The organism is Roseovarius sp. B-10 (genome assembly GCF_056859295.1).
Map to the genome: position 1 here is coordinate 36,495 of NZ_JBSXOE010000021.1, position 25,271 is coordinate 61,765.

Annotated in this window: 24 protein-coding genes; 16 read left to right on the top strand and 8 right to left on the bottom strand. The window is 67.7% G+C overall.

Annotated elements, in window-relative coordinates; genetic code table 11:
- The first annotated feature begins 172 nt into the window (after nt 1-172).
- From clpB to cobD, 4 genes are all read left to right on the top strand, one after another.
- A complete protein-coding gene (gene clpB, locus AC13D8_RS03365; RefSeq protein ID WP_482967616.1) occupies nt 173-2,791 on the top strand; it encodes an ATP-dependent chaperone ClpB in 2,619 nt (872 codons plus the stop codon).
- A gap of 70 nt (nt 2,792-2,861) precedes the next feature.
- Complete coding sequence (locus AC13D8_RS03370) at nt 2,862-3,680, top strand: propanediol utilization protein (protein WP_482967617.1); 819 nt, start codon at nt 2,862-2,864, stop codon at nt 3,678-3,680.
- Complete coding sequence (cbiB, locus tag AC13D8_RS03375; protein ID WP_482967618.1) at nt 3,677-4,615, top strand: adenosylcobinamide-phosphate synthase CbiB; 939 nt, start codon at nt 3,677-3,679, stop codon at nt 4,613-4,615. Before AC13D8_RS03370 ends, cbiB begins: the two co-directional genes overlap by 4 nt.
- Nucleotides 4,616-4,621: 6 nt before the next feature.
- A complete protein-coding gene (gene cobD / locus AC13D8_RS03380) occupies nt 4,622-5,599 on the top strand; it encodes a threonine-phosphate decarboxylase CobD (protein ID WP_482967619.1) in 978 nt (325 codons plus the stop codon).
- A 346-nt stretch (nt 5,600-5,945) separates the two neighbouring features.
- Here the strand turns inward: cobD and AC13D8_RS03385 are convergent, their stop codons facing one another.
- Nucleotides 5,946-6,716, bottom strand: coding sequence for a beta-keto acid cleavage family enzyme (locus AC13D8_RS03385; protein ID WP_482967620.1), 771 nt, complete (start codon nt 6,714-6,716; stop codon nt 5,946-5,948).
- The gene (locus AC13D8_RS03390) at nt 6,713-8,035 is read right to left on the bottom strand and encodes an aspartate aminotransferase family protein (protein WP_482967621.1); all 1,323 of its coding nucleotides are present in this window, start codon (nt 8,033-8,035) and stop codon (nt 6,713-6,715) included. The genes AC13D8_RS03385 and AC13D8_RS03390 overlap by 4 nt, the downstream gene beginning before the upstream one ends.
- Nucleotides 8,036-8,138: 103 nt before the next feature.
- Between AC13D8_RS03390 and AC13D8_RS03395 the strand changes: the two genes are divergently transcribed.
- The 4 genes from AC13D8_RS03395 (at nt 8,139) to AC13D8_RS03410 (ending at nt 13,186) form a co-directional block, all read left to right on the top strand.
- Nucleotides 8,139-9,002 carry a MurR/RpiR family transcriptional regulator gene (locus AC13D8_RS03395; protein ID WP_241691182.1) on the top strand — a complete coding sequence of 288 codons (864 nt, stop codon included), beginning with the start codon at nt 8,139-8,141 and terminating at the stop codon, nt 9,000-9,002.
- Nucleotides 9,003-9,043: 41 nt separating this feature from the next.
- Entirely contained in the window at nt 9,044-10,012 is a 969-nt protein-coding gene (locus AC13D8_RS03400) for a TAXI family TRAP transporter solute-binding subunit (protein ID WP_482967622.1), read from the top strand.
- A gap of 121 nt (nt 10,013-10,133) precedes the next feature.
- On the top strand, nt 10,134-12,758 hold the full coding sequence (locus AC13D8_RS03405) for a TRAP transporter permease (protein ID WP_482967623.1): 2,625 nt from the start codon (nt 10,134-10,136) through the stop codon (nt 12,756-12,758).
- Nucleotides 12,755-13,186, top strand: a complete 432-nt coding sequence (locus AC13D8_RS03410) for a universal stress protein (RefSeq protein ID WP_129434706.1) — start codon at nt 12,755-12,757, stop codon at nt 13,184-13,186. Before AC13D8_RS03405 ends, AC13D8_RS03410 begins: the two co-directional genes overlap by 4 nt.
- Before the next feature lie 322 nt (nt 13,187-13,508).
- Here AC13D8_RS03410 and AC13D8_RS03415 read toward each other — a convergent pair whose 3' ends face one another.
- A complete protein-coding gene (locus tag AC13D8_RS03415; RefSeq protein WP_482967624.1) occupies nt 13,509-14,162 on the bottom strand; it encodes a peroxiredoxin in 654 nt (217 codons plus the stop codon).
- A 132-nt stretch (nt 14,163-14,294) separates the two neighbouring features.
- Here AC13D8_RS03415 and AC13D8_RS03420 point away from each other — a divergent pair, with 132 nt between their 5' ends.
- Genes AC13D8_RS03420 through AC13D8_RS03435 form a run of 4 tightly spaced genes read left to right on the top strand, consistent with a single transcriptional unit; the run spans nt 14,295 to nt 18,431 of the window.
- Nucleotides 14,295-15,737, top strand: coding sequence for an aldehyde dehydrogenase family protein (locus tag AC13D8_RS03420; protein WP_482967625.1), 1,443 nt, complete (start codon nt 14,295-14,297; stop codon nt 15,735-15,737).
- A gap of 4 nt (nt 15,738-15,741) precedes the next feature.
- On the top strand, nt 15,742-16,497 hold the full coding sequence (locus tag AC13D8_RS03425; RefSeq protein WP_482967626.1) for a glycosyltransferase family 25 protein: 756 nt from the start codon (nt 15,742-15,744) through the stop codon (nt 16,495-16,497).
- Nucleotides 16,416-17,336 carry an alpha-1,2-fucosyltransferase gene (locus AC13D8_RS03430; protein ID WP_482967627.1) on the top strand — a complete coding sequence of 307 codons (921 nt, stop codon included), beginning with the start codon at nt 16,416-16,418 and terminating at the stop codon, nt 17,334-17,336. Before AC13D8_RS03425 ends, AC13D8_RS03430 begins: the two co-directional genes overlap by 82 nt.
- Before the next feature lie 48 nt (nt 17,337-17,384).
- The gene (locus AC13D8_RS03435; protein ID WP_482967628.1) at nt 17,385-18,431 is read left to right on the top strand and encodes a phosphotransferase; all 1,047 of its coding nucleotides are present in this window, start codon (nt 17,385-17,387) and stop codon (nt 18,429-18,431) included.
- Nucleotides 18,432-18,493: 62 nt separating this feature from the next.
- Here AC13D8_RS03435 and AC13D8_RS03440 read toward each other — a convergent pair whose 3' ends face one another.
- Genes AC13D8_RS03440 through AC13D8_RS03455 form a run of 4 tightly spaced genes read right to left on the bottom strand, consistent with a single transcriptional unit; the run spans nt 18,494 to nt 21,986 of the window.
- Nucleotides 18,494-19,138 (bottom strand): RluA family pseudouridine synthase, encoded by a 645-nt coding sequence (locus AC13D8_RS03440; RefSeq protein ID WP_482967629.1) that lies wholly within the window; start codon nt 19,136-19,138, stop codon nt 18,494-18,496.
- 43 nt (nt 19,139-19,181) lie between these two features.
- Complete coding sequence (locus tag AC13D8_RS03445) at nt 19,182-20,102, bottom strand: alpha/beta fold hydrolase (RefSeq protein ID WP_482967630.1); 921 nt, start codon at nt 20,100-20,102, stop codon at nt 19,182-19,184.
- On the bottom strand, nt 20,084-21,001 hold the full coding sequence (locus AC13D8_RS03450; RefSeq protein WP_482967631.1) for an ornithine cyclodeaminase family protein: 918 nt from the start codon (nt 20,999-21,001) through the stop codon (nt 20,084-20,086). Before AC13D8_RS03450 ends, AC13D8_RS03445 begins: the two co-directional genes overlap by 19 nt.
- Nucleotides 21,002-21,017: 16 nt before the next feature.
- Entirely contained in the window at nt 21,018-21,986 is a 969-nt protein-coding gene (locus tag AC13D8_RS03455; protein WP_129433811.1) for a DMT family transporter, read from the bottom strand.
- Between the two features lie 267 nt (nt 21,987-22,253).
- Between AC13D8_RS03455 and AC13D8_RS03460 the strand changes: the two genes are divergently transcribed.
- A complete protein-coding gene (locus AC13D8_RS03460) occupies nt 22,254-22,925 on the top strand; it encodes a cyclic nucleotide-binding domain-containing protein (RefSeq protein ID WP_482967632.1) in 672 nt (223 codons plus the stop codon).
- Nucleotides 22,926-22,955: 30 nt separating this feature from the next.
- On the opposite strand, the gene AC13D8_RS03465 is transcribed toward AC13D8_RS03460, so the two are convergent.
- Nucleotides 22,956-23,411 carry a YaiI/YqxD family protein gene (locus AC13D8_RS03465; RefSeq protein ID WP_482967633.1) on the bottom strand — a complete coding sequence of 152 codons (456 nt, stop codon included), beginning with the start codon at nt 23,409-23,411 and terminating at the stop codon, nt 22,956-22,958.
- A 117-nt stretch (nt 23,412-23,528) separates the two neighbouring features.
- Here AC13D8_RS03465 and AC13D8_RS03470 point away from each other — a divergent pair, with 117 nt between their 5' ends.
- The 3 genes from AC13D8_RS03470 to AC13D8_RS03480 are packed head-to-tail and all read left to right on the top strand — an operon-like array spanning nt 23,529 to nt 25,166.
- Nucleotides 23,529-24,104 (top strand): carboxymuconolactone decarboxylase family protein, encoded by a 576-nt coding sequence (locus AC13D8_RS03470; RefSeq protein WP_482967634.1) that lies wholly within the window; start codon nt 23,529-23,531, stop codon nt 24,102-24,104.
- A gap of 3 nt (nt 24,105-24,107) precedes the next feature.
- Nucleotides 24,108-24,317 (top strand): hypothetical protein, encoded by a 210-nt coding sequence (locus AC13D8_RS03475; protein WP_482967635.1) that lies wholly within the window; start codon nt 24,108-24,110, stop codon nt 24,315-24,317.
- A gap of 3 nt (nt 24,318-24,320) precedes the next feature.
- Nucleotides 24,321-25,166 carry an urea carboxylase-associated family protein gene (locus AC13D8_RS03480; RefSeq protein WP_482967636.1) on the top strand — a complete coding sequence of 282 codons (846 nt, stop codon included), beginning with the start codon at nt 24,321-24,323 and terminating at the stop codon, nt 25,164-25,166.
- Nucleotides 25,167-25,271: the final 105 nt, after the last annotated feature.

Below are 25,271 nucleotides of genomic sequence, written 5' to 3' on the forward strand. Positions count from 1 at the left end.
CGCGGCGGGCAGGGTGCACGTCAAGCCCCGGGAGAAGTCGGAGGCAGGATTTCCACCCGTCCTGACTTGAACCGCCCTCCCGGCTTCCCCATCTCACTAACCGAGGTTCCGGCTGGTGCATGCCGCTCGAGGGTGCGCCACGAGGGAACGCTTGCGAAAGGAGAAAAAATTCATGGACTTCAACAAGTTCACCGAGCGGTCGCGTGGTTTCATCCAGGCCGCGCAGACGATCGCGATGCGCGAAAGCCATCAGAAACTCGCCCCCGAACACCTGCTCAAGGCGCTTCTGGACGACCCCGAGGGCCTTGCCGCCAATCTCATCAAGCGCGCGGGCGGCGATGCCGCGCGGGTGACGCAGGCCAACGACCTCGCACTGGCAAAAATCCCGCAGGTCTCTGGCGATGCCGGGCAGACCTACATGGACCAGCAGACCGGCAAGGTGCTGGCCGAGGCCGAGAAGCTCGCGCAGAAGGCTGGCGACAGTTTCGTGCCGGTGGAGCGGATGCTCACCGCCCTGGCCGTTGTGAAAAGCCCCGCCAAGCAGGCGCTCGACGCCGGTGGCGTGAGCGCGCAGCAGATCAACGAGGCGATCAACGACCTGCGCAAGGGCCGCACCGCCGACACGGCAAGCGCCGAGGACACCTACGAGGCGCTGGAGAAATACGCACAGGATCTCACCAAGCGGGCCAGCGAGGGCAAGATCGACCCGATCATCGGCCGTGACGACGAGATCCGCCGCGCCATGCAAATCCTGAGCCGCCGGACCAAGAACAACCCCGTCCTGATCGGTGAGCCGGGCGTCGGCAAGACCGCTATCGCAGAGGGTCTCGCTCTGCGCATCGTCAACGGCGACGTGCCTGAGTCCTTGCGCAACAAGCGCCTGCTCGCGCTCGACATGGGCGCGCTCATCGCTGGCGCGAAATATCGCGGCGATTTCGAGGAGCGGCTCAAGGGCGTTCTCAACGAGGTGACGCAGGCCGCCGGTGAAATCATCCTCTTCATCGACGAGATGCACACCCTTGTGGGCGCGGGCAAGACCGATGGCGCGATGGACGCCGCCAACCTCATCAAGCCGGCGCTGGCGCGCGGCGAATTGCACTGCATCGGCGCCACCACGCTCGATGAATACCGCAAGCACGTGGAAAAGGACGCAGCCCTTGCCCGCCGGTTCCAGCCGCTCACCGTCGAGGAGCCGACGGTCGAGGACACGATCTCGATCCTGCGCGGCATCAAGGAGAAGTACGAGCTGCACCACGGCGTGCGCATCTCCGACTCGGCGCTTGTTGCGGCGGCGACCCTCTCGCACCGCTACATTACCGACAGGTTTTTGCCCGATAAGGCCATCGACCTGATGGACGAGGCGGCAAGCCGCCTACGCATGGAAGTGGACAGCAAACCCGAGGAGCTTGACGCGCTCGACCGCGACATCCTGCAAAAGCAGATCGAATGCGAGGCGCTGCGCAAGGAAGACGATGCCGCCTCCAGGGACAGGCTCGCCAAGCTGGAGCGGGAACTGGCCGAGTTGCAGGAGAAATCCTCCGAGATGACCGCGCAATGGCAGGCCGAGCGTGACAAGCTGGCCAGCGCCCGCGACCTCAAGGAGCAACTTGACCGCGCCCGCGCCGAACTCGACATCGCCAAGCGCGAGGGCAATCTCGCCAAGGCGGGCGAGCTCAGCTACGGCGTGATCCCGCAGCTTGAAAAGCGACTGGTCGAGGCCGAGCAACAAGGCGATGACGATATCATGGTCGAAGAGGCCGTGCGCCCCGAACAGATCGCGCAGGTCGTCGAACGCTGGACCGGCATCCCGACCGCCAAGATGCTCGAGGGTGAGCGCGAGAAGCTGCTGGGCATGGAGGAGAACCTCCACCGCCGCGTGATCGGGCAGGACACCGCCGTCAAGGCCGTGGCCAACGCCGTGCGCCGCGCCCGCGCGGGCCTCAACGACGAGAACCGGCCGCTGGGCAGCTTCCTGTTCCTTGGCCCCACCGGCGTGGGCAAGACCGAGCTGACCAAGGCCGTGGCAGAGTTCCTCTTCGACGACGATTCGGCAATGGTCCGCATCGACATGTCCGAGTTCATGGAGAAACACTCCGTCGCCCGCCTGATCGGCGCACCGCCGGGCTACGTGGGCTACGAGGAAGGCGGCGTGCTGACCGAGGCCGTCCGTCGCCGCCCCTACCAGGTGGTGCTGTTCGACGAGGTCGAAAAGGCGCACCCGGAGGTGTTCAACGTGCTGTTGCAGGTGCTCGACGATGGCGTGCTGACCGACGGGCATGGCCGGACGGTGGACTTCAAGCAGACGACCATCGTGCTCACGTCCAACCTTGGCAGCCAGGCGCTCAGCCAGTTGCCCGAGGGGGCCGATGCCGAGGCCGCCAAGCGCGACGTGATGGAGGCGGTGCGCTCGCATTTCCGTCCCGAGTTCCTCAACCGGCTGGACGAGATCGTGGTCTTCGACCGGATCACCCGCGAGCAGATGACCAGCATCGTGGACATCCAGATGCGCCGCCTGCTCAAGCGGCTGGCCACCCGCAAGATCCGGCTCGAGCTGGACGACAGCGCGCGGCAGTGGCTCGCCGACGAGGGCTATGACCCGGTCTATGGCGCGCGCCCATTGAAGCGCGTGATCCAGAAGGCGTTGCAGGATCCGCTGGCCGAGGCGCTTCTGTCGGGCGAGATCCTCGACGGCAGCACCGTGCCGGTGACCGCCGGCCCCGACGGGCTCATCATCGGCGAGCGCGTGGGCACCGCGACACAGGAGCCGCCCGCCGACGCCGTGGTGCACTAGGCCCGCGTTTCGGCCTCGACTTTTCGTTATCCTCGCGTGACAACACGAGAGGATGACGGGAGCGGCAAAGATGGCTGACACAACGACCCCGATGGCCCGGCCCGCTACGCGCGTGCCGGGCCATTTCGGTGAATGGATACAGGGGCGGCTCGGCCCCGATGGGCCGGTCGCGCTGGTGACGCTGGCCTGCCCGGCGCTGGCGGTGGCGGCACCGGGGCAGGGGCCGGGTATCGACCGTCTGTTCCCGCCCCGCGCCGTGGCCGGTTTCGCACGGGCGCTGGGCCTTGGCCCCGTCGCATGGCCGGGGCTCGACCCCGACATGCCGATGGGCGCGGGCGCCGGGGCCTCGACCGCCTGCCTCGTGGCGAGCGCACGGGCGGCGGGATGGCAGGGCGACCCGCAGGCGCTGGCCCGTGCCTGCCTCTCGGTGGAGGGCGCGACCGATCCGCTGATGCATCCCGCCCCGGACCGGCTGCTCTGGGCCTCGCGCGAGGCGCGCAACCTCGAGGACCTCGCCCCGCCGCCCCGCTGCGAGATCGTGGGCGGCTATCTGGGCACGCCCCAACGCACCGACCCCGAAGATCATGATTTCCCCGATATCTCGGACCTCGTGTCGTTCTGGCGCGGGGCCGTGGCGCGCGATGATCTCGCGGCCGTGGCCGGTATCGCCACCGAATCCGCGCGGCGCTGCACCGCCCTGCGCGGCCCCGACGATCCGATCGACGCGCTGGCGCGCGATCTGGGCGCGCTGGGCCATGCGCGGGCGCATACCGGCACCGCTCGGGCGCTGATCTTCGCTCCGGGCAAGGTGCCGGACGCGGTGGCGGCGGCCCTGCGCGACGCGGGGCTGTCGGGTGTATTCGGGTTTGCAACCGGCGGTGCGGAATGAGCTTTGCCGGAATGATGCTGGTCGGGCTGGCGCTCGACCTCGCATTTGGCTGGCCCGGTTGGCTCCATGCCCGGATCGGGCATCCGGTGACGTGGCTCGGCGCGGTGGTCGCGGCGCTCGAGGCGCGCTGGAATACCGGGGCACGCGACCGGCGGCTGATCGCCGGGGCGATCACCGCGCTGGCCGTGGTGGCGCTCGCCGCGCTCCCCGCGCTGGCGGTGCAGTGGATGCTGCCCGCCGGACCCCTGGGCGCCGTTCTGGGTGGCGTGCTGGCCTGGCCGCTGATTGCGCTTCGGTCGATGCACGATCACGTCGCCGCCGTCGCCGCGCCGCTGGCGGCGGGCGACCTGCCCGGCGCGCGCGCGGCGGTGGCGATGATCGTGGGCCGCGACCCGGCGCGCCTCGACGCGGCGGGCGTGGCCCGCGCCGGGATAGAGAGCCTTGCCGAGAATACCGGCGACGGGATAGTGGCCCCGGTTTTCTGGGGCGCGGTGGCGGGCCTGCCCGGCATCGCCGCCTATAAGGCCATCAACACGCTCGATTCGATGATTGGCCACCGCAACGACCGCTTTGATGCCTTTGGCAAGCTGGCCGCCCGCCTCGATGACGTTGCCAATTTCATCCCCGCACGGCTGACCGGGCTGCTTTTCGCGCTGGCTGCGCCGCGCCGCGCCGCCCGCGCCCTTCGGGTGATGCTGCGCGATGCCCGCAACCACCGCTCGCCCAACGCGGGCTGGCCCGAGGCGGCGATGGCGGGGGCGCTGGGCGTGCGGCTCTCGGGGCCGCGTCGCTACGACACGCATGTCAGCGAAGAGCCGTGGCTCAACCCCGGCGCGCCCGATCCCGGGGCGGCGCGGATGCGCCGCGCGCTGACGCTCTATGCCCGCGCGATGACGCTTCTCGCGCTTGCGCTTCTGGTCCTCTGGCTGGTCTAAGACGGCATGGACAACGCCCCCCGCGATCACGGCGGCGATCTCGACGCCGCGCAGCGCCGCTTCGGCGGCGACGCGGACGATTGGCTTGACCTCTCGACGGGCATCAACCCGGTGCCCTACCCGCTGCCCGCCCTTCCGCCACGCGCCTTCGCCGCGCTGCCCACCCGCGCCGACATGGCCCGCCTGCGCGCGGCGGCGGCAGAGGCCTACGGCACCCGCGCCCACATCACCCCGCTGGCCGGCGCGCAGGCGGCGATCCAGGCGGTGCCACAACTCGTCGCGCCGGGCCGCGCCCGGGTGCTCGTGCCCACCTATAACGAGCACGCCGCCGCCCTGCGCGCCGGGGGCTGGGCGGTGGACGAGGCGTTGAGCCTTGACGCCCTCGCCGGGGCCGATTGCGCCGTGGTGGTGAACCCCAACAACCCCGACGGCGCCCGCCACGATCCCGACCGCCTGATGGCGCTTGCCGACCGGGTCAGGCTCCTGGTCGTGGACGAGAGCTTCGCCGATCCCGAACCACGCCTGTCGCTCGCCCCGCGCCTGCACGACGGGCCGGAAAACATCCTCGTCCTGCGGTCATTCGGCAAGTTCTACGGGTTGGCCGGTCTGCGCCTGGGTTTCGCCCTCTCGTCCCCGGAAATCGCCCGCCATCTTGCCGGGATGGCGGGGCCCTGGCCCGTTTCCGGCCCGGCAATCGCGGTGGGGGCGCAGGCCCTCCGCGACACCGCGTGGCAGGCCGAAACCGTCGCCCGCCTCACCCGCGATGCTGCGCGACTCGATGCACTTAGCCTCCGTGCGGGCTGGTCGCTCGTCGGCGGCACGCCGCTCTTTCGCACCTACGCCACCCCCGATGCGGCGGCGGCGCAAGAGCATCTCGCGCGCCATCGCATCTGGTCGCGCATCTTCCCCTATTCGCGGCACTGGCTGCGCCTCGGTCTCGCCGCGACAGCAGCCGAGTGGCAGCGCCTCCACACCGCCCTGTGAGGGGCGCGATTGGCCTGTAGCGGTCTTTCAGGTCTTGGTGCCAATGCGCGGATTCGAGGCGTGCTTGCACGCCGCCGCGCATCGCCGGGCCGCCCCCGGCACGGCGATATGGCTGCAACCTGCGCACCGCTCAGGCCCTTTTAGGATTCGGCAGCCATAAGGCACGGCAGAACCGCCGTTGGATCGCCGCGCCGCGGCCCGTCGATGCGCGGCCAATGCGAACGACGGCTCAGCCCATATGCCGACTGCCCCGATCCGGTGGAATGCACAAGCTCAGGTCCAGGCCGTCATCTGGCCGTTTCGCTCCCAGAACCTGAACCCGCGTCCATCGCATCCCTTCGGCCGGTCACGGCGAGTCCAACCCGCAGGCCGCAACCACCGCCCGCACCCGTTCGGCATTGTCACGCGCCACCCGGCCATCTTCGTGCCACAGGCTGTTCTCGAACCCCACGCGCATCTTCCCCCCCGCCGCGTGCGCGGCGCGCAGGCACGCGGTCTCGGCCCGGCCAAAGGCGCAGGCGGCCCAGTCGGCGGACCCCTCCCGCGCCGCCAGCCGGTCAAGGAACGGGCCTAGGTCGCGCGCATCGCTCTCCTGCCCGGCGCTGTAGCGCCCCAGCACGAAGATCAGTTGCAATTCTGCGATATCGCGCAACCCCTCCGGCACCAGCCGCGTCAGCAGGTCGAAATCCCCCGCGTCATAAAGGATATGCTGCACCGCGATGCCCCGCTCGGCGCAGGCGGCATAAAACCCCGGCGCATCCGCCTCTTCCGCCGCCATCTCGCGCAACGCGACCGAAACCAGATCGGCCCCCGCCGCCAGCGCCACCGCCCGCTGATGGGGCGGCGCATAGGCGCCTGCCGCCTCGGTCGTGACCTGCACCGCCATCTCGGGCACCGCGTCGCGCAACTCCACCAGCGCCTCGCGATAGGCCCCGGCGTCCAGCAGGTGCCGCCCCTCGGCGTCGCGCAGGTGCAGGTGCAGCCCGTCCGCCCCCGCCTCGTGGCACGCGCGCGCGGTTTCCACGATCTCGGGCAGGGTAACGGGCAGGGCCGGGTGATCCGCCTTGCCGCGCCGCGCCCCGGTGGGCGCGACCATCAGCCGGGGCAGCGCCCTCACGCCAGCGCCACCTCGAGCGCGGTGGCCAGCTTGTCGGTCAGCTCGCCCACCTGATCCTCGGTCAGGATAAAGGGCGGCGCGAGCAGCACGTGATCGCCCCGCCGCCCATCAATCGTGCCGCCCATCGGGTAACAGATCAGCCCCGCCTCGAACGCCGCCGCCTTGATCCGCTTGTTGATCCCGCGCGCCGGGTCAAAGGGTGTCTTGCTCTCCCGGTCCTCGACCAGTTCCAGCCCGCGAAACATGCCGCGCCCGCGAATGTCGCCAATATGCGGATGCTGCCCGAACCGCTCGCGCAACGCTGCGCCCAGCACCTCGCCCATCCGCGCCGCGCGGTCGGTCATCCCGCCCGCCGTCAGCTTGCCGACCACGACATCGGCGGCGGCACAGGCGACGGGATGGCCGATATAGGTATGCCCATGCTGGAAAAATCCCGATCCGCCCTCGATGGCGGCATATATCTCGCCCGAACACAGCATCGCGCCGATCGGCTGATAGCCCGCGCCCAGCCCCTTGGCGATGGTCACGATATCGGGGCGCACGTCGTCCTGCTCGCAGGCAAACAGCGTGCCGGTCCGCCCCATCCCGCACATCACCTCGTCGAGGATCAGCAGGATGCCGTGCCGGTCGCAGATCTCGCGGATGCGCCGGAAATATCCCGGCACGGGCGGCACCGCGCCCAGCGTCGCCCCCACCACCGGTTCGGCGACGAAGCCGATCACGTTCTCCGGCCCGACGCGGCGCAGTTCCCCCTCAAGCTCATCGGCTACGCGCAATCCATAGTCCTCGGGCGTCTCGCCATCCTCGCGCCCGCGATATTCATAGCAGGGCGCGATATGCGAGGTCTCGACCATCAGCGGCGCGAACGGCTCGCGCCGCCACATGTTGCCGCCGGTGCCCAGCGCACCCAGCGTGTTGCCGTGATAGCTCTGCCTGCGCGCGATGAACCGGGTGCGCGATGGCTCGCCCTTCTCCAGGAAATACTGCCGCGCGAGTTTCAGCGCCGCCTCCACCGCCTCGGACCCGCCCGAGACGAAATAGACCCGCTCGATCCCCTCCGGCGCGTGGGCGATCAAGCGGTCTGCCAGCCGCTCGGCCGGCTCGGACGTGAAAAATCCGGTGTGGGCAAAGGCGATTCGGTCGGCCTGATCCTTGATCGCCTGTGTCACTTCCGGGTTGGAATGCCCGAGGCACGAGACCGCCGCGCCGCCCGATCCGTCGAGGTATCTCTTTCCCGATTCGTCGATGATATAGGCGCCATCGCCGCGTGCGGCGCGGGGCGGGCGGGCCTTGGTGTGGCGGGGAAAGACGTGGGTCATGGCGCGAGTCCTTGCTGGTTCGCACGAATGAAACAAATGAATCACATATTGACAAGAGGTGAAACAGATGGAACGAATTATCTAAAATTCAGGGAGGGACCGTTTGAACGCCTCGTTCGAACAGAGACTGTCGCGAAACTTCGACGGCCTCAGCGACAAGCTGCGGCAGGCGGGCGAATACGTGGCGGCCCATCCCGTCGATACCGCAACGCGGTCCCTGCGCACCGTCGCCAGTGACAGCGGGCTGGCCCCCGCCACGTTCTCGCGCTTCGCCCGCGCAATCGGCTACCAGAGCTTCGAGGACCTGCGCGAGGCGATGCGCGAGAAGATCGGCGCGCGGGTCAACAGCTTTGCCGAGCGCGCCGAGCGGTTGCAGGCCGCGCACGAGGCGGGAGAGACCGGCTTCTTCGAGGCGCATGTCAGCGCCTGCCAGAGCAATCTCGAATCGCTCCGGCGCGATATCGACCGCGCGCTTCTGGAACAGGTGGTGGACCGGCTTCACGGCGCGCGCAACGTGCTGGTGTTCGGCGCGCTGGGCTCCACGGGAATCGTCGAATATCTCGCCTACATGGCGCATTTCTGCACCGGCAAATGGACCATCGGCGGTCGGATGGGGGCCTCGCTCGGGGCCGCGCTCGCGGGGCTCGACGCGCGCGACGCGCTGCTCGTCATCACCAAGCCGCCGTTCTCAACCCGCTCGATCGAGGCCGCTCATCTCGCGGCGGCGCAGGGCGCCTATGTCGTGGTCATCACCGACAGCCACGCCTGCCCGGCCCTGCGCCACGCCTCGGCGGGCTTTGTCGTGCCCTCCGACAGCCCGCATTTCTATTCCTCCTATGTGGCCACCCTCGTCCTCGCCGAAGCAATGGTCGGGATGCTGGTGAGCCGCGCAGGTCCGGCGGCGCGCGCGCGCATCGCCCGGGTCGAAGAGAGCAGCCGCCGCCTTGGTGAAACCTGGGACGGCTGACACGAAAACCGAAAAACATCAGCAAAAAAAGGGAGATCATGATGTTTGCCAAGTTCAAATTCACCGTTGCGGGGGCCGCGCTCGCCGCGATGATGGCCCCGGCGGCAATGGCCGAGGAATTCATCACCATCGGCACCGGCGGCGTCACCGGCGTCTACTATCCCACGGGCGGCGCGATCTGCCGCCTCGTGAACAAGGGCCGCAAGGATCACGGCATCCGCTGCTCGGTCGAATCCACCGGCGGCTCGATCTACAACATCAAGACCATCCGCGCGGGTGAGCTTGAGTTCGGCGTGGCGCAGTCCGACTGGCAGTATCACGCCTATCACGGCTCCTCGCGCTTCGAGGAGGACGGCGCGTTCGAGGGGCTGCGCGCGGTGTTCTCGGTCCACCCCGAGCCGTTCACCGTGGTGGCCCGCGCCGATAGCGGCATCACCACCTTCGACGATCTCAAGGGCAAGCGCGTCAATATCGGCAACCCCGGCTCCGGTCAGCGCGGCACGATGGAAGTGCTGATGAACGCCAAGGGCTGGACCACCGACGATTTCGCGCTCGCAACCGAGCTCAAGGCCGCCGAGCAGTCCGCTGCTCTGTGCGACAACCAGATCGACGCGATGGTCTACACCGTCGGCCACCCCTCCGGCTCGATCCAGGAGGCAACCACCGCCTGCGACAGCGTGCTGGTCGAGGTTTCGGGTGACGCCGTCGACGGGCTCGTCAACGACAACCCCTACTACCGCACCGCCACAATCCCCGGCGGCATGTATCGCGGCAATGACGCCGACACGCAGACCTTCGGCGTCGGCGCCACCTTCGTCAGTTCCGACGCGGTCAGCGAGGACGCGGTCTACACGGTCGTGAAATCGGTGTTCGAGAACTTCGACGATTTCCGCGGCCTGCACCCCGCCTTCGCCAATCTCGACCCGCAGGAAATGGCGACCGCCGGTCTTTCCGCTCCGCTGCACGCGGGCGCGGCCAAGTATTACAAGGAACAGGGCTGGATCGAATAACGACTCCACCCACACGGCAGGGGCGGCACGCCGCCCTTGCCTTTTTCGTTCGTGTCATTCCACTATCAAGCGATAATCAACGACCGCGCCCCGATCGCGGCGTGTCAGGGAGACGGGACATATGGCCGAGGACAGGCAGGGCAAGGGCCCGCTCAGCGAGGGCGAACTCCAGGAAATGGTCGCCTCCAGCGATGGCGGCGCGCGCAACCCCACGGGCGCGGTGGCGATGCTCATCGCGGTGGTGGCCGTGGTCTGGTCGCTCTACCAGGTGCTGCTGGCCTCGCCGCTGGCCAACTACGTCCTGCCCGGCGACCTGATCAACAACTCGCGCCAGATCCACCTCGCCTTCGCGATTTTCCTGGCGTTCATGGCCTACCCGATGCTGAATTCCAGCCCGCGCAGCTACGTGCCCATCTATGACTGGGTGCTGGGCCTCGCAGGGACATTCTTCGCGCTCTACGGCTATTTCTTCTACGAAAAGATCGTCAATAACGGCGGGCTGGCCGACCACACAGACAAGTGGGCCGCGCTCGCCGGCCTCATCATCCTGTTCGAGGGCGCGCGCCGCGCGCTCGGCCCGGCGATGGCGATCATCGCCACGATTTTCCTCGGCTATGTCTTCTTCGGGGCCTCCGACTGGATACCCGAGGTCATCCGCTGGAAGGGCGCCAGCCTGCAAAAGGCGATGAGCCACATGTGGATCACGTCCGAGGGCGTGTTCGGCATCGCGCTGGGCGTCTCGGCCAAGTTCGTCTTTCTCTTCGTCCTGTTCGGTGCGCTCTTGGACAAGGCGGGCGCCGGCAACTACTTCATCAAGATGGCCTTCGGCGCGCTCGGCCACCTGCGCGGCGGCCCGGCCAAGGCCGCCGTGGTCGGCTCTGCCGCCACCGGCCTCATCTCCGGCTCTTCCATCGCCAACGTGGTCACCACCGGCACCTTCACCATTCCGCTGATGAAACGCGTGGGCTTCACCTCCGAAAAGGCGGGCGCGGTCGAGGTGGCAAGCTCGGTCAATGGCCAGATCATGCCCCCGGTGATGGGCGCGGCGGCCTTCCTCATGGTGGAATACGTGGGCATTTCCTATGTCGAGGTGATCACCCACGCCTTCCTGCCCGCCGCCATCAGCTATATTGCGCTCGTCTACATCGTCCATCTCGAGGCGGTGAAACAGAATATGCCGACCCTGGGCGACCGCGTGGTCAGCCTCGGGCGCACCATCGGCGGCATGTTCGTCTTTTTCGCGGGCTTCGCGGGGCTGTGCTACGGGGTGCAATACCCGGTTGGCTGGATCGTGGCGATGGTGCCCGAGGGCTCGGGCCTGATCCTGTCGGGTCTGCTGATCCTCGCCTATCTGGCCCTTCTGTGGCTCGCCTCGGGCGTGCCCGATCTGGAACCGGACGACCCCAATTCAGAAGACGTGCGCCTGCCGGTGGTGGGCGAGATCTACAAGGCCGGGCTCTACTTCCTGCTGCCCATCGTGGTGCTGGTCTACTTCCTGATGATCGAACAGAAATCGCCCGGCCTCTCGGCGTTCTGGGCGACGTCGCTTCTGTTCGTGATCCTGCTCACACAGCGCCCGCTCAAGGCGATCTTCCGCGGCCAGAGCGATACCGCCAACGCCATGCGCGCCGGGCTTCAGGATCTGCTCGACGGGCTGATCGCGGGGGCGCGCAACATGATCGGCATCGGTCTTGCCACCGCCACCGCGGGGGTGATCGTGGGCACCGTGACGCTGACCGGGGTGGGACAGGTGATGGCCGACCTGGTCGAGTTCGTCTCGGGCGGCAACCTCGTGCTGATGCTGGTCTTCGTGGGGCTTCTCAGCCTGATCCTCGGGATGGGCCTGCCGACCACGGCCAACTACATCGTGGTGTCGTCGCTGATGGCCGGGGTCGTGGTCGAGCTTGGCGCGCAATCGGGGCTGATCGTGCCGCTGATCGCGGTGCACCTCTTCGTGTTCTATTTCGGCATCATGGCCGACGTGACGCCGCCGGTGGGGCTGGCCAGCTTCGCCGCCGCCGCCGTCTCCGGCGGCGACGCGATCCGCACCGGCTTCACCGCCTTCTTCTACAGCTTGCGCACCGTGGCGCTGCCCTTCGTGTTCATCTTCAACACCAACCTCCTGCTGATCGACGTGACGGTGACGCAAGGCATCATCACCTTCATCGTGGCCTCGATCGCGATCCTCGTCTTTACCGCCGGCACGATGGGTTGGTTCCTCACCAAGAGCCGCATTTACGAGAGCGTGGCGCTGGTTCTGGTTGCCTTCGCCCTGTTCCGGCCCGATTATTTCATGAACCGCATCCAGCCCCCCTTCGAGATGATCGAGCCCGCCAATCTCGAACAGGCGCTCGGTAACGCCACGCCGGGGCAGGATCTCCGCGTGGTCGTCTCCGGGCCCGATTTCATCAGCGGCGAGCCCAAGGAGACGACCCTCGTGCTGTCGGTGACCGAGGACAAGGACGGCGCGGCGCTGTTGCAGGAGTATGGCCTTACCCTTATCCCCGAGGGTGACCGCGTTCTGCTCGAAGAGCCGATGTTCGGCACGCCCTTCTCCGAGACGATGCAGGGCTATGATTTCTACGGCGACGAACCGGTGACCGTCACCACCGCCAAGGCCCCGGTAGATCAATGGCCGCAGGAACTTCTGTTCATCCCCGCCTTCCTTCTGCTGGGGCTGATCGCGCTGCTGCAGCGCGCCCGCATGGAGCGCGAGTCGAACACCAAGGAAGGAGTCACCGCATGACCGGTCCCGTTCTCTGCGCCGTCGATGTCAGTAACCCGCATCGCGACGATAACGTGCTGCGCATGGCGGCGCGGCTTGCCGCCCTCGACGACGCGCAACTCGACGTGATCACCGTGGTCCCCGACTACGGGATGAGCGTGGTCGGCACCTATTTCGACAAGGATCACCATCCACGTATCGAGGAAGATGCGCGGCAGCGGCTCCATGACCTCGTGGCAGAGGTTCTCGGACATGAGGCCAACGAAAAGGTCCGTCACGTCGTGGTGACCGGCAATGCCTACGAGGAAATCCTGCGCGTGGCGCGGGCGGATGGCGCCGCCCTGATTGTGATCGGCGCGCACAAACCAGATTTCCGCGACTTCCTGCTCGGCCCCAACGCGGCGCGCGTGGTGCGCCACGCCGATTGCTCAGTGATGGTGGTGCGGTAGGGGGGGGCGTTCGGTCCATTTGGCCTATTCTTGCCGTTCGGTTCTTGCCCCTGGCGCGGAATCGAGGGCGAAGCCCGCCGCGCCATCGCCAGGCCGCCCCCGGACTGGCGATTTGTCTAAGCTGGCGCACCGATTACAGGTTTTTCGGATTCGGCGGGCATAAAGCGCCCTGAAAATCCGTCGGATCGCCAGCCCGCGACCTAGCGATGGCGCGGCTCACGGCAATGTCCGCAACAGGCCAATCTCGCCCCACAACTAGGCTTCATTACTCGGTGATACTGCTTCGACGGTAAACGGGGCCGGTCGCCCGGCCCCGCATCCCTCAGCCCGGCAGTTTCACCCGCCGCAGATAGGGCAGGTCGGCATCGAAATCGCCGAATTTCTCCCGCGCCGCCGCGTCATCGACCGAGGGTGGCACGATCACGTCCTGTCCGACGGTCCAGTCGGCAGGTGTGGCCACACCATGCTTCACCGTGGTCTGAAGCGCATCCAGCGCGCGCAGCACCTCGGCGAAATTGCGGCCCACGGTCATCGGGTAGGTCATCATCAGCTTTACCTGCTTGTCCGGTGCGATGATGAACACGCTGCGCACCGTGGCGCTGTCGGCGGGGGTGCGCCCCTCGGGCAGATAGGCCTCGGCTGGCAGCATCCCGAACGCCTTGGATACCTCCAGCCCGGCATCGGCGATGATCGGGAATTCCGGTGCTGCGCGTCCGACCTTCTCGATATCGGCCTTCCACTTGCGATGGTCCTCGGCGCTGTCCACCGAGACGCCGATCACCTTGCAGCCGCGTTTCTCCCACTCGTCGGCAAGCTGCGCGACAGCGCCGAACTCGGTGGTGCAAACGGGCGTAAAGTCCTTGGGATGCGAGAACAGGATTGCCCAGTCATCGCCGATCCAGTCATGCAGTGAAAAGCGGCCGAGATCGGTCTCGACGGTGAGGTCGGGGATGGTGTCGTTGATGCGTAACGTCATTGTGATCTCCTTTCGTGATCTTCGCGGCTGCGTATGGCGGGGTCTGATCAAACGCCGCCCAACCCGGTCGATACGGGCTTGTAGCCCGCCGGTGGCCCTGACAGAGTGTCGTTAAATTTACGGAGGTCAACCATGATCGAGAAACGCCAGTTCTACATCGACGGGGCATGGGTGGAGGCGCGCGAGGGCCGCGATCACCCGGTAATCGACCCCTCGACCGAAGAACCCTGCGCGGTGATTGCGCTCGGCGGACAGGCCGATACAGATGCCGCCGTCGCCGCTGCGCGCGCCGCTTTTCCGGCATGGATGGCCACCCCACCCGCCGAGCGCATCGCCCATGTCGAGAAGATCCTCGAGATTTACGAGACCCGCGCCGAGGACCTCGCACAGGCGATCAGCATGGAAATGGGCGCGCCCATCGACATGGCCCGCTCCAGCCAGGTGCCTGCCGGAAGCTGGCACACCGCCAATTTCCTCAAGGCCGCACGCGAATTCGCCTTTGACGCGCCCTTGGGCGACCACGCCCCCAACGACCGCATCATCCACGAGCCGGTGGGCGTCGTGGGCATGATCACGCCCTGGAACTGGCCGATGAACCAGATCACGCTCAAGGTGATCGCCGCGCTGGTGGCGGGCTGCACGATGGTGCTCAAACCTTCGGAGGAATCCCCGCTCGACGCCCTGATCTTCGCCGAGATCATCGACGCGGCGGGCCTGCCCAGGGGCGTGTTCAACCTCGTCAACGGCGACGGCGCGGGGGTGGGCAGCCAGCTCTCGGCGCACGCGGACGTCGACATGATCTCCTTCACCGGCTCGGCGCGCGCCGGGCGGCTCATCTCCAGATCCGCCGCCGACACGCTCAAGCGTGTCAGCCTGGAGCTGGGCGGCAAGGGCGCCAACCTGATCTTCGACGATGCCGATGAAAAGGCCGTCAAGCGCGGCGTGCTGCACTGCATGAACAACACCGGCCAGTCCTGCAACGCCCCCACGCGCATGCTGGTGCAGCGCGACCGCTACGACCGCACCGTGGAAGAGGCCGCAGCCATCGCCGGGTCGCTAAAGGTCGGCCCCGCGTCCGAGCCGGGCCGCCACATCGGCCCGGTGGTCAACGCCACGCAGTTCCAGAAGGTGCAGGATCTGATTCAGACCGGCATCGACGAGGGCGCGCGGCTGGTGGCGGGCGGCACCGGGCGGCCCGAGGGCTTCAACAAGGGGTTCTACGTCCGTCCCACCGTCTTTGCCGACGTGACCAACGACATGACCATCGCGCAGGAGGAAATCTTTGGCCCGGTGCTGTCGATCATCCCCTTCGACACCGAGGAAGAGGGCATCGCGATCGCCAATGACACGCCCTATGGCCTGACCAATTATGTCCAGACCGGCGATCCGGCGCGCGCCAACCGGCTTGCGCGTGCCTTGCGCTCCGGCATGGTCGAGATGAACGGCAAGTCGCGCGGTGCCGGCGCGCCCTTCGGAGGAATGAAGCAGTCGGGCCACGGGCGCGAAGGCGGCAAATGGGGCATCGAGGATTTCCTCGAGGTCAAGGCCGTGTCGGGCTGGACGCCCGGCGTCTGAGACGGTGAGCGAGCACGCCTTTGTCCTCCATCTCGTGCGCGCCTCGGCGCGTCGCGAGAACGCGCAGGCGCTGCTCGCGGGCTGCGGGATGACGGGCGAGGTCTGGGCCGCCGTTGACGGGCGCGCCATGTCCTCGACGGACCTCGCGGCCTGTGTCGGCGCGCGGCTTTTCGCACCCGTCTACCCGTTCGGGCTCAAGACCGGCGAGATCGGCTGCTTTCTCAGCCACCGGCAGATATGGGCCGAGATCGTGCGCCGCGACCTGGCCTCGGCGTTCATCATCGAGGACGACGCCGAGATCGCACCCGAGCCCTATGCCGCCGCGCTGGCGCTGGCGCGCGATCATGTGGCCGAACTGGGCTATATACAATTCCAGACGCGCCCGTCGCACGGCCCGGCCACCGTGGTGGACACCAATGGCCCGGCGACGCTTTCGGTGCCACGTATGGCCGGGCTGCGCACCACCGCGCAGATGGTGAGCCGGGCGGCCGCCGAGCGGCTCCTGCATCTCTCCGAGGCGTTCGACCGGCCCGTGGACACCTTTGTTCAGAGCCACTGGCACACCGGGATACGTCCTGCCGCGATCTACCCTTCGGGCATCACCGATATCGCCGATCGGCTCGATGGCTCGACCATACAGGGTGGCGTGCGCACGCCATTCCAACAGGTCGGACGGGAATGGGCGCGGCTGCGCTATCGCTGGGCGGTGATGCAGGCGTCGCGGCACAGCCCAGCCCCGGCGCAGGGCGGCCTTGCATGATCGTGGCGCGGCTGTTCGGGGGCTTGGGCAACCAGCTTTTCCAGTATGCCGCCGGGCGCGCGCTCGCCGACCATCTTGGCTGCGGGCTGGCGCTAGATCCCCGTTATCTCGGCAACGCCAGGGCCTGCGGAATGGGTCATTTCGCGCAGGCCCGTTACCTCTCCGACGTCCCCTTGCCACCCGCCAAATCCGACGGGCTGCTGCGCTACGGGTTGTGGCGGCTCTTCGGGCGCGATCCGCACTTTCACCGTGAGCGCGGGCTCGGCTTTGATCCGGATTTCTTCGACCTGCCCGACGGCACCTACCTGCACGGTTACTGGCAGTCCGAGCGATACTTTGCCGCCATTGCCGACCGGCTGCGCGACGATCTTGCCTTCACCACCCCGCTCAATCCCGCCAATGCCGACATGGCGGCGCGGATCGACGCCGCACCCTGTGCCGTTTCGGTGCACGTCCGGCGCGGCGATTACCTCGCCTCGGGCAGCTACGCCGCCTGCCCGCCGGATTATTACCGGCAGGCCATCGACCGGCTGACCGGCGATCTCGACGCCCCGCTCACCTGCTTCGTCTTTTCCAACGATCCCGCCTGGGCGCGCGACAACCTCGACCTCGGGGCCGAACAGGTGGTGGTGGACATCAACGACGAGAGGCGCGGCGCGTTCGACATGCACCTGATGTCGCGCTGCGCGCATCACGTCATCGCCAATTCCACCTTTTCGTGGTGGGGGGCGTGGCTCGATCCGGGGCCGGACAAGCGGGTGATCGCACCGGCCAACTGGTTCGGCACGACCAAGCTCTCGAATCCCGACCTGATTCCCCCGGGCTGGGCCCGGCTCTGAGGCGCGCGGGGCTTCCCCCGCTAGGTGAAACCAACTAGACCCGGCGCCATGACATCATTGCCAGACCTTTCCACCGCGCGCTTCCTGCCCGAGACCGTGCACAAGCGCGACGCCTTTTCCGAGACGGTTTCGGGCCGTCTCGACGGGGTGGCGGATTTCCCGGTCGTGCTGCGCAAGCTCGACGGTGTTCCGCTCTGGGCGCGCCCGGCGGCATGGTGGCTGGCGCGCAAGGAGGTGCGCGCGCTGCGTGCGGTGGCGGGCATCGAGGGTTGCCCGCTGCTCATCCGCGCCGATCGCACCGGCCTCTTGCGAAGCTGGACGCAGGGCACCCCCCTGCACCTCGCCCGGCCCGCCGACGCCGCGTGGTATCGCGACGCCCGCCGCCTCCTGCGCGAGATGCGGCGCCGGGGGGTCACCCATAACGACATCGCCAAGCCGCAGAACTGGCTGATGACACCCGAGGGCCGCGCGGCGGTGATCGACTTTCAGCTTGCCTCGCTCCACCCCCGGCGCGGGCCACTCTTTCGCCTCATGGCGCGCGAGGACCTGCGCCACCTGCTCAAGCAAAAGCGTGCCTACGCCCCCGGTCTGCTCACGCCGTCCGAGTACCGGATGCTGGCGCGCAAGGCCTGGCCCGCGCGGTTGTGGATGGCCACCGGCAAGCGCGCCTACAATTTCATTACCCGCCGGCTGATGAACTGGTCCGACGGCGAGGGCACCGAGGACCGGGTGGACCGTGACGGCCCCGGCCTGCGCGCGGCGCTCATGGCCGACGCCAACGTGCGCGAGGTGGCGCTGTGTACCTACGCCTTGCCCGCGCACGGGGTGGGGCTCTACGCCTTTGTCGAGACAGCGCTCGATACCGCCGCCCTCCGCCGCCTGGCCCCCGCGCCACAGCCTGAACTGATCCAGCCGGTGGCCGCGCTGCCCCGGCACGCCGACGGCACCCCGCGTCTCGACGCGCTCAGCCTGATCGCCACCAACCGGCTGGACGAGCTGGCCGAGATGATGGACCGCGAACCGGAACTGACCGAGGTGCTGCGCCCGATCATCGCTGGGCGGCTTAACCTCACCGACCGCGTGCTGAAGCGCTAGCCCGCGGCACCGACGCGATACCGACGAAATACCGACAGGGTACAGCCCCCGGTTTCACGGCCTCAGAACGGCGCCTTGGCGCGGAACTTCACCCCCGCCCCGCCATCCGGGTGGCGCAGCCGCAACTCCTCGGAATGCAGCATCAGCCGCGGATAATCCCGCGCCTTTCCCGTGGCATAGAGCGGATCGCCCAGGATCGGGTGCCCCAGGCTCAGCATGTGCACGCGCAACTGATGGCTGCGCCCCGTCCGCGGCATCAGCCGCACCCGGCTCTCGCCGTCCCCCTGCCGCAGCACCCGCCACTCCGTCACCGCCCCCCGCCCGGTCTCGTGGCACACCTTCTGGCGGGGGCGGTTGGGCCAGTCCACGGCGATGGGCAGATCGACCGTGCCCGTCTTGGGCGACAACTTCCCAAATACCCGTGCCACATAGGTTTTCTTCACCTGGCGCTTCTCGAATTGCAGCCCCAGGTGCCGCTGCGCATGGGGGCTCAGGCCAAAGACCATCACGCCGGACGTGTCCCGGTCCAGCCGGTGCACCAAGAGCGCGGTGGGAAACGCCTCCTGCACCCGCGAGAGCAGGCAATCGGCAAGCTCCGCGCCCTTGCCCGGCACGCTGAGCAGGCCCGCGGGCTTGTTGACGACGAGCAATTCGTGGTCGTCATGCAGGATGTCGAGCGGCGTGTTGGGCGGGTGATAATCGGACATGGGGCGCGGCATATACCAACGCGCGCCCGGGCACCACCGCCGCTCACTCCATGATCGCGGCCAGCACCCGGTCGGTATGGGTATAGGTCAGCCCGTGCCCCGCGCCCTCGATAACATACTGATATGCATCGGGGTTCATCTCCGTCAGCCGTGCCTTTCGCGATAGCGGGATCACCCGATCCTCGGCCCCCCAGACCGCCCGCACCGGCACGCCACTGCGCGCGATCGCGGCGTGGGTCGCGTCCTGCGCCTCGGCCAGTATCCCCGCGACCGACCGCGCCACTGCCGGAATGAACCCACGCCAGCGCAGTTCCGCCTGTTGCCGGTCCACGATCCCCGGCACCGTCGTGGGCAGCCCCCGCTCGGCCTCGCAGCCCCGGCGAAAGCTCATCGGAAAGACTGCGAGCATCAGCCACCGCCCCACCGCGCCGCCCCGCGCCACCAGCCGCGCCACTGGCCCCAGATCATGTCCCAGCCCGGCGGGCGCGATCAGCACCAGTTCGCGTAGCCGGTCAGGATATCGCGCGGCATAAGCGGCGGCGATGGCCCCGCCCATCGAATAGCCGACGAGCGTCACCGGCCCTTCAACCCCTTGATCGGCCAGCAATTCCTCCAGTTGCGTCACGAAGAAATCCCAGTCCTGCGCGCCGCCGGGTCGGTCGGAATACCCCCGCCCGTAGAGATCGTAGGTCAGCACCCGGTGCCCCTTGGCCACGAGCCCCGGCACCAGCCCCTCCCAGACGAACGAGGGCGTGGTCAGCCCGTGCACGCAGACGGTCACCGGCCCGCCCTCCGGCCCGTGCCAGCGGTAATGCGTCCGCCCGCGCGACAGCGCGGCGAAATCCCCGGGTACGTTGTCCCGCGCCCTGTCGATCCGGGGTCGGGCCACCTCGCGCAGAACCGGTGCGACCCCCGCCAGCGCCCCGAGCGCCAGCGTAACCCAGATCACCGCGCCGATTGCCATGCGTCGAGGATGTAGCGGCTGGTCATCAGGTCCAGATGCGCGCCGCCGCCGTTCTTGAACAGCGTGATCTCGTCGTTCGAGAGGCGCTGAAACGCGCGCGGATCGTAGAAATCGGCAACGATGTCATCGCGGCTGATGGTCCCCGCCGAGAGCGGGATCTCGATCTCGCCGATATGGCCCACGGTGGTGTCGATGCTGTCCACGAACAGGCGCGCACGGCACAGCGCTTCGTCGTCGGCCTCGCGCATGTCGGGGCGGTAGGCACCGATGAGGTCGATATGCTGGCCCGGTTGCAGCCACTCGCCCTTGAGGACCGGCTCGGTGCTCATGGTGGCCGAGGTCACGATATCGGCGGCGCGCACGGCCTGTTCCAGATCGTCCGCCACGGCGATGCCGCCGCATGTTTCTGCCATCTCTTCGGCGCGCGCGCGGGTGCGGTTCCACACGGTGAACTCCGCGTCGGGAAAGGCGGCGCGATAGGCCTGCCACAGCGAATGCGCGACCGTGCCCGCGCCGACGATCAGGATGTGACGGCTATCGGACCGCGCCAGCCGCGTGGCGGCATAGAGGCTGTCACCGGCGGTCTTCCACTTGGTGACGAGGTGGAAATCCACGATCGCGGCCAGCGTGCCGGTGGCGTCGTCATAGAGGTTGACGCCGCCATTGATCGTGGGCAGGTCGCGCGCCGCATTGCCCGGAAAGATGGTGGCCGACTTGACGGCAAGGCCCAGTCCGTCGATCCATGCGGCCCGGTTCAGCAGCGTGTCGTCGCCGCGATAGAGAAAGCTGTCGGCGATCTCGGCGCGGGGGCGGTCGTGGCCTGCCTGAAACGCGGCGCACAGGCTCAGCCAGTCGAGCGCGCGCTCGCCCTCTTCGAAGGGGATGATGGTGGGGGGCATGGCGTGTCTCCTTTGCTCAGCGGCGATAGGTCGGGGCGCGGCGGGCCACCTGCGCGTCGCGCACCGTCTCGCGCCACAGCAGGTAGAGACCCGATCCAACGATGAGCGCGATGCCGATCCACGCGGTCGCGTCCGGCCATGTGCCAAAGACCGTCACGCCCCAGAAGATCGCCATCGGCATGGCGACATATTCGAACGGTGCGGCAAAGGCGGCCTCCGACAGGCGATAGGCCTGGCTGATGAACAGCCCGCCAAACAGCCCCGAGACCCCCAGCACCGCGAGGATGGGGTAGTCGCCGGTGGCGGGCCACTCCCACCCGCGAAACAGGAATTCCAGCGACGGATGCCCCGACCCGGCAAAGCGCCCGTCGCCGATGGTCAGCCCGATCAGCGTGCTGGCCACGATGAACGTGATCTGGATATAGGCCGCCATCGTCGCCGCGCTCTCGGTGCCGCCGATGCGGCGGGTGAGCATGTGCAGCGTGGCATAGAGAAACGCCGCGGCGATGGGCAGCAGCGAGGCCGCCTGAAACGACGCGGTACCGGGCTTGACGATGATCAGTACGCCGACGAATCCCACCGCGATCGCCGCCCAGCGGCGCGGCCCCACGGTCTCGTGCAGGAAGACCACGGAGAATACCGTGATGACCAGCGGCGAGACGAAGAAGATCGCCGTGGCGTCCGCGATGGGCAGCGCCGCGAGGCCGAGGAACAGGCACATGTTGGCCGCGACCACGCACAGCCCGCGCACGAGATGGATCACCGGGCGGCGCGTCCGCAGCACCGTGAGCCCGCCCGCGAACGGCATGACGAGGCAGGTGAACACCACGAGCGCCACCAGCGCCCGGATGAACACCACCTGGTGCAGCGCGTAACCGCCCGAGAGGAACTTGATCCCCACATCGTTGACCGAAAAGCATGTAACCGCCGCCAAGGCATAGGCGGCGCCGGTCAGGTTCGCGCGCTGAACGGTCGCGGTGGTCATGAATATCCAAGGCTTGCCGACTGTCGCCGATACATGAGCGGACCGCCCGCGCATTGTAAACCCCCGGGCTGTCCACATCGTCGCCCGGTGGGGCAAGAGATGCGCGCCCGGACATCCTGCCGGCGCGGCAAGGCGATCCATCCAGTAGTCGTGCTCCGGCGATCGCCCCGAGGCGGCGTCAAACCCTTGTTAAGCGGGCAGGATCAGGTCATGGTGCGACAGTTTGGTGAGCAAGATGGAGCATGTTGGCGGCAGAGGGAGGTGATCATGTTCGGGGAGGGCGGCTGGTTTTCTGGCGAGCAATTGGTGCTGCTCGGTGCCGTCGTCCAGACGATGGCCATGCTCTCTCGTCACCAGATCACCCTTCGCGTCACCTTCATCACGGGTTCCGCGATCTATATCGCTTTCTATCTTCTGGTTTTGCCCACCCCCCTCTGGGAGGCCGCGTTCGCAAGCCTCGCGATGGCCACAGCCACATTCTACGGGCTCGTGGTCCTTCTCGTCAGCCGGTCGAAGCTCATCATTCCCGGCAGCCTGATGGACCTGTACCACACGATGGGTGGCATGGAGCCGGGCGAGTTCCGGTCGCTGATGCGCTCATCCACGCGGCGGGTGGTCGAGACGACAGAGACGTTGACGCAAGAAGGCGAGGTGCCGGACAGGCTCTACTTCATTGAATCGGGCAGCATGTGGGCAGAGAAGAATTCGCAAGAGTTCACCCTTCCCCCGGAGGTGTTCATCGGCGAGGTCGCCTTCCTGACAGGCAAGCCGGCCTCTGCAACGGTGCGGGTGGCCCCGGGTGCGCGTCTTGTAGAGTGGGACGCAGCCACCCTGAAACGCCGTGTTCAGCGCAATTCGCGGGTGCGTCTCGCACTCGAGGCCCGGATCGCCGAGGACCTGGCGGGCAAGGTCACCCGCGCGGTCAATTCAGAGACGTAACCCCGATTTCCGCGTCCGCGCCGCCAACCCTCACCCCCCGGCGCGTCCGGCGCTGCGCACCGCCCGCTCCAGCGCGTCGAGGAAGCGCGACCGGTCGGCCTTGGTGAATCCCTTGCCGCCGCCCTGCCGGAACGGGTCGGCGGCGCGCAGGTCGGCCATCAGGTCGCGCGTCGCCAGCACGTTGCCGATATTGGCCCGCGTCAGCGCCTCGCCATTGTGCTTGAGGACCAGCGCCCCCGCCTCCACGCATTTCGCCGCCAGCGGGATGTCTCCGGTCACCACGACGTCCCCCGGCCCGGCGCGCTCGGCGATCCACATATCGGCCACGTCCGGGCCATCCGGCACGATCACCGTCTCCACCAGCGGGTTGCGTGACGACCGCAGCCCGCCATTGGACACGAGAAACATCCGCAGCCCGTGCCGCGTGGCCACCCGCTCGGCCTCGTCCTTGACCGGGCAGGCGTCTGCGTCGATGTAGATGGTCATGGACAGTCTCCTCGTCTCGGGCCGATGGATCACATCCGCGCCAGCTATCGGTCGAGCCATACAAATTCCCCGCGGCGCGGTCTATGACTGCGGTCAGACATGACGCAAGGAGATCCCATGCCCTTTCTCCCCAGCCTCCCCGATCCCGCGCATCTAAGGGATCTCTACGCGCGGTTCCCCGACAACGTGCAGCCGCTCATGGTCTATACCGATGGCCTCCTGCGCGGCGAGGGGGAGTTGAACGTGGGCGAGCGCGAGCTCATCGCCACCTATGTCTCGGCGCTCAATGCCTGCACCTTCTGCGCGGGCGCGCACCGGGCCTATGCCGAGGTGTTCGGCATCGACGCGGGCCTTATCGACGCGCTGATCGACGATCCCGCCACCGCGCCGGTGGATGACAAGCTGCGCCCGATCCTCGCCTACGTGGCCAAGCTCAATACCCTGCCGAGCAGGCTCAAACAGGACGACGCGCAGGCGGTCTATGATGCTGGCTGGTCCGAGACCGCGCTCTACGAGGCGGTGCAGGTCTGCGCGCTCTTCAACATGATGAACCGGATCATCGAGGGTACGGGCATCAATTTCGACTATGCGAAGACCCCCGAGGGCCACCACGCCACCGGCACCACCCCCGAGGAACAGGCCGACAGCTACAGCCGCTTCGGCGAGATGGTCGCGGCGATGGCGAAAGGCTGAGGCATGCTGGTGGTCGTCGGCCTGATCGTCGCCTTCATCCTCGTGATGATCTATTCCAACCGCGCGACGCGCGGCTGCCGCTGGCGCGAATACCGGGTGAGCGGCTGCGACCTGCGTCGGCGCTGGCGCTGCGCGGCGTGTGGCGCCGAGGTCTTTACATCCGACGGTGACCCGCCGAAGGTCTGTCACGATCCCGGTCGCCAGAGGAAATAGCCGATGACCCAAGCCCCCGCCGATGCTGCCACGCGCCGCGCAGTGGTCCCCGTGATCTGCTACCCCAACGACACGCTGCCCGCGCCCGACCTGGCGCTCTACCACGCCGCGCGCGAGGGGGCCGCGAAAGTGGCCGAGGTGATGGTGCCCCCGCGCGAGGCCGCCTGCTTTCGCGTGGGCGCGGGGCAATTCTTCCGCATCAGCAGCGTCGAGGGGCCGCAGGTTGGCGATCTCAACCTGTGGAACGCCGATGACCTGTCCGAGCGGTTCTATTCCGGCAAAACCCGCGCGCTGCACGGCACCCATGTCACCACCAGCGAGCGGCTCTGGTCGTCGTTCCCGCATATGCGCCCGATGGCCACGATCATCGCGGATACGCTCGACTGGTACGGGATCGACGAATTCGGCGGCTCGGTCCATGACGTGATCGGCACGCGCTGCGATCCTTACACAGGCAACCTCTTGTCGGGGGTTCAGTATCACCATTGCTGCCATTCCAACCTGACGCGCGCGCTGGCCGACGAGCTGGGCGTGTCGCTGGCCGAGGCAGAGCCCCATGTTCATGATGTGCTCAACGTCTTCATGTGCACCGGCTTCACCCGCGACACCGGGCAGTATTTCATGAAGGCCAGCCCCGTGCGCCCGGGTGACTATCTGGAGTTCTTCGCCGAGATCGACCTTCTAGGTGCCCTTAGCGCCTGCCCCGGCGGCGATTGTTCTTCCGAGCACACAAGCGACACGGCGGCGTGTTTCCCGCTGCTGGTCGAGGTGTTCGCACCCGCGCCGGGTGCGCTGGAGGGCTGGCAGAGCCCCCCGCCCAACGGCTATGACCGCAGCCACGGGCGGTAGCATACGGCGCGGAGCAGGGGGGGGTTAGTCTGGAGCGAACGCTCGTAGCCAAGTACCCCCGCGCGGAGTCGAGGCGTGCTTGCACGCCGCCGCGCGAGCACCCGC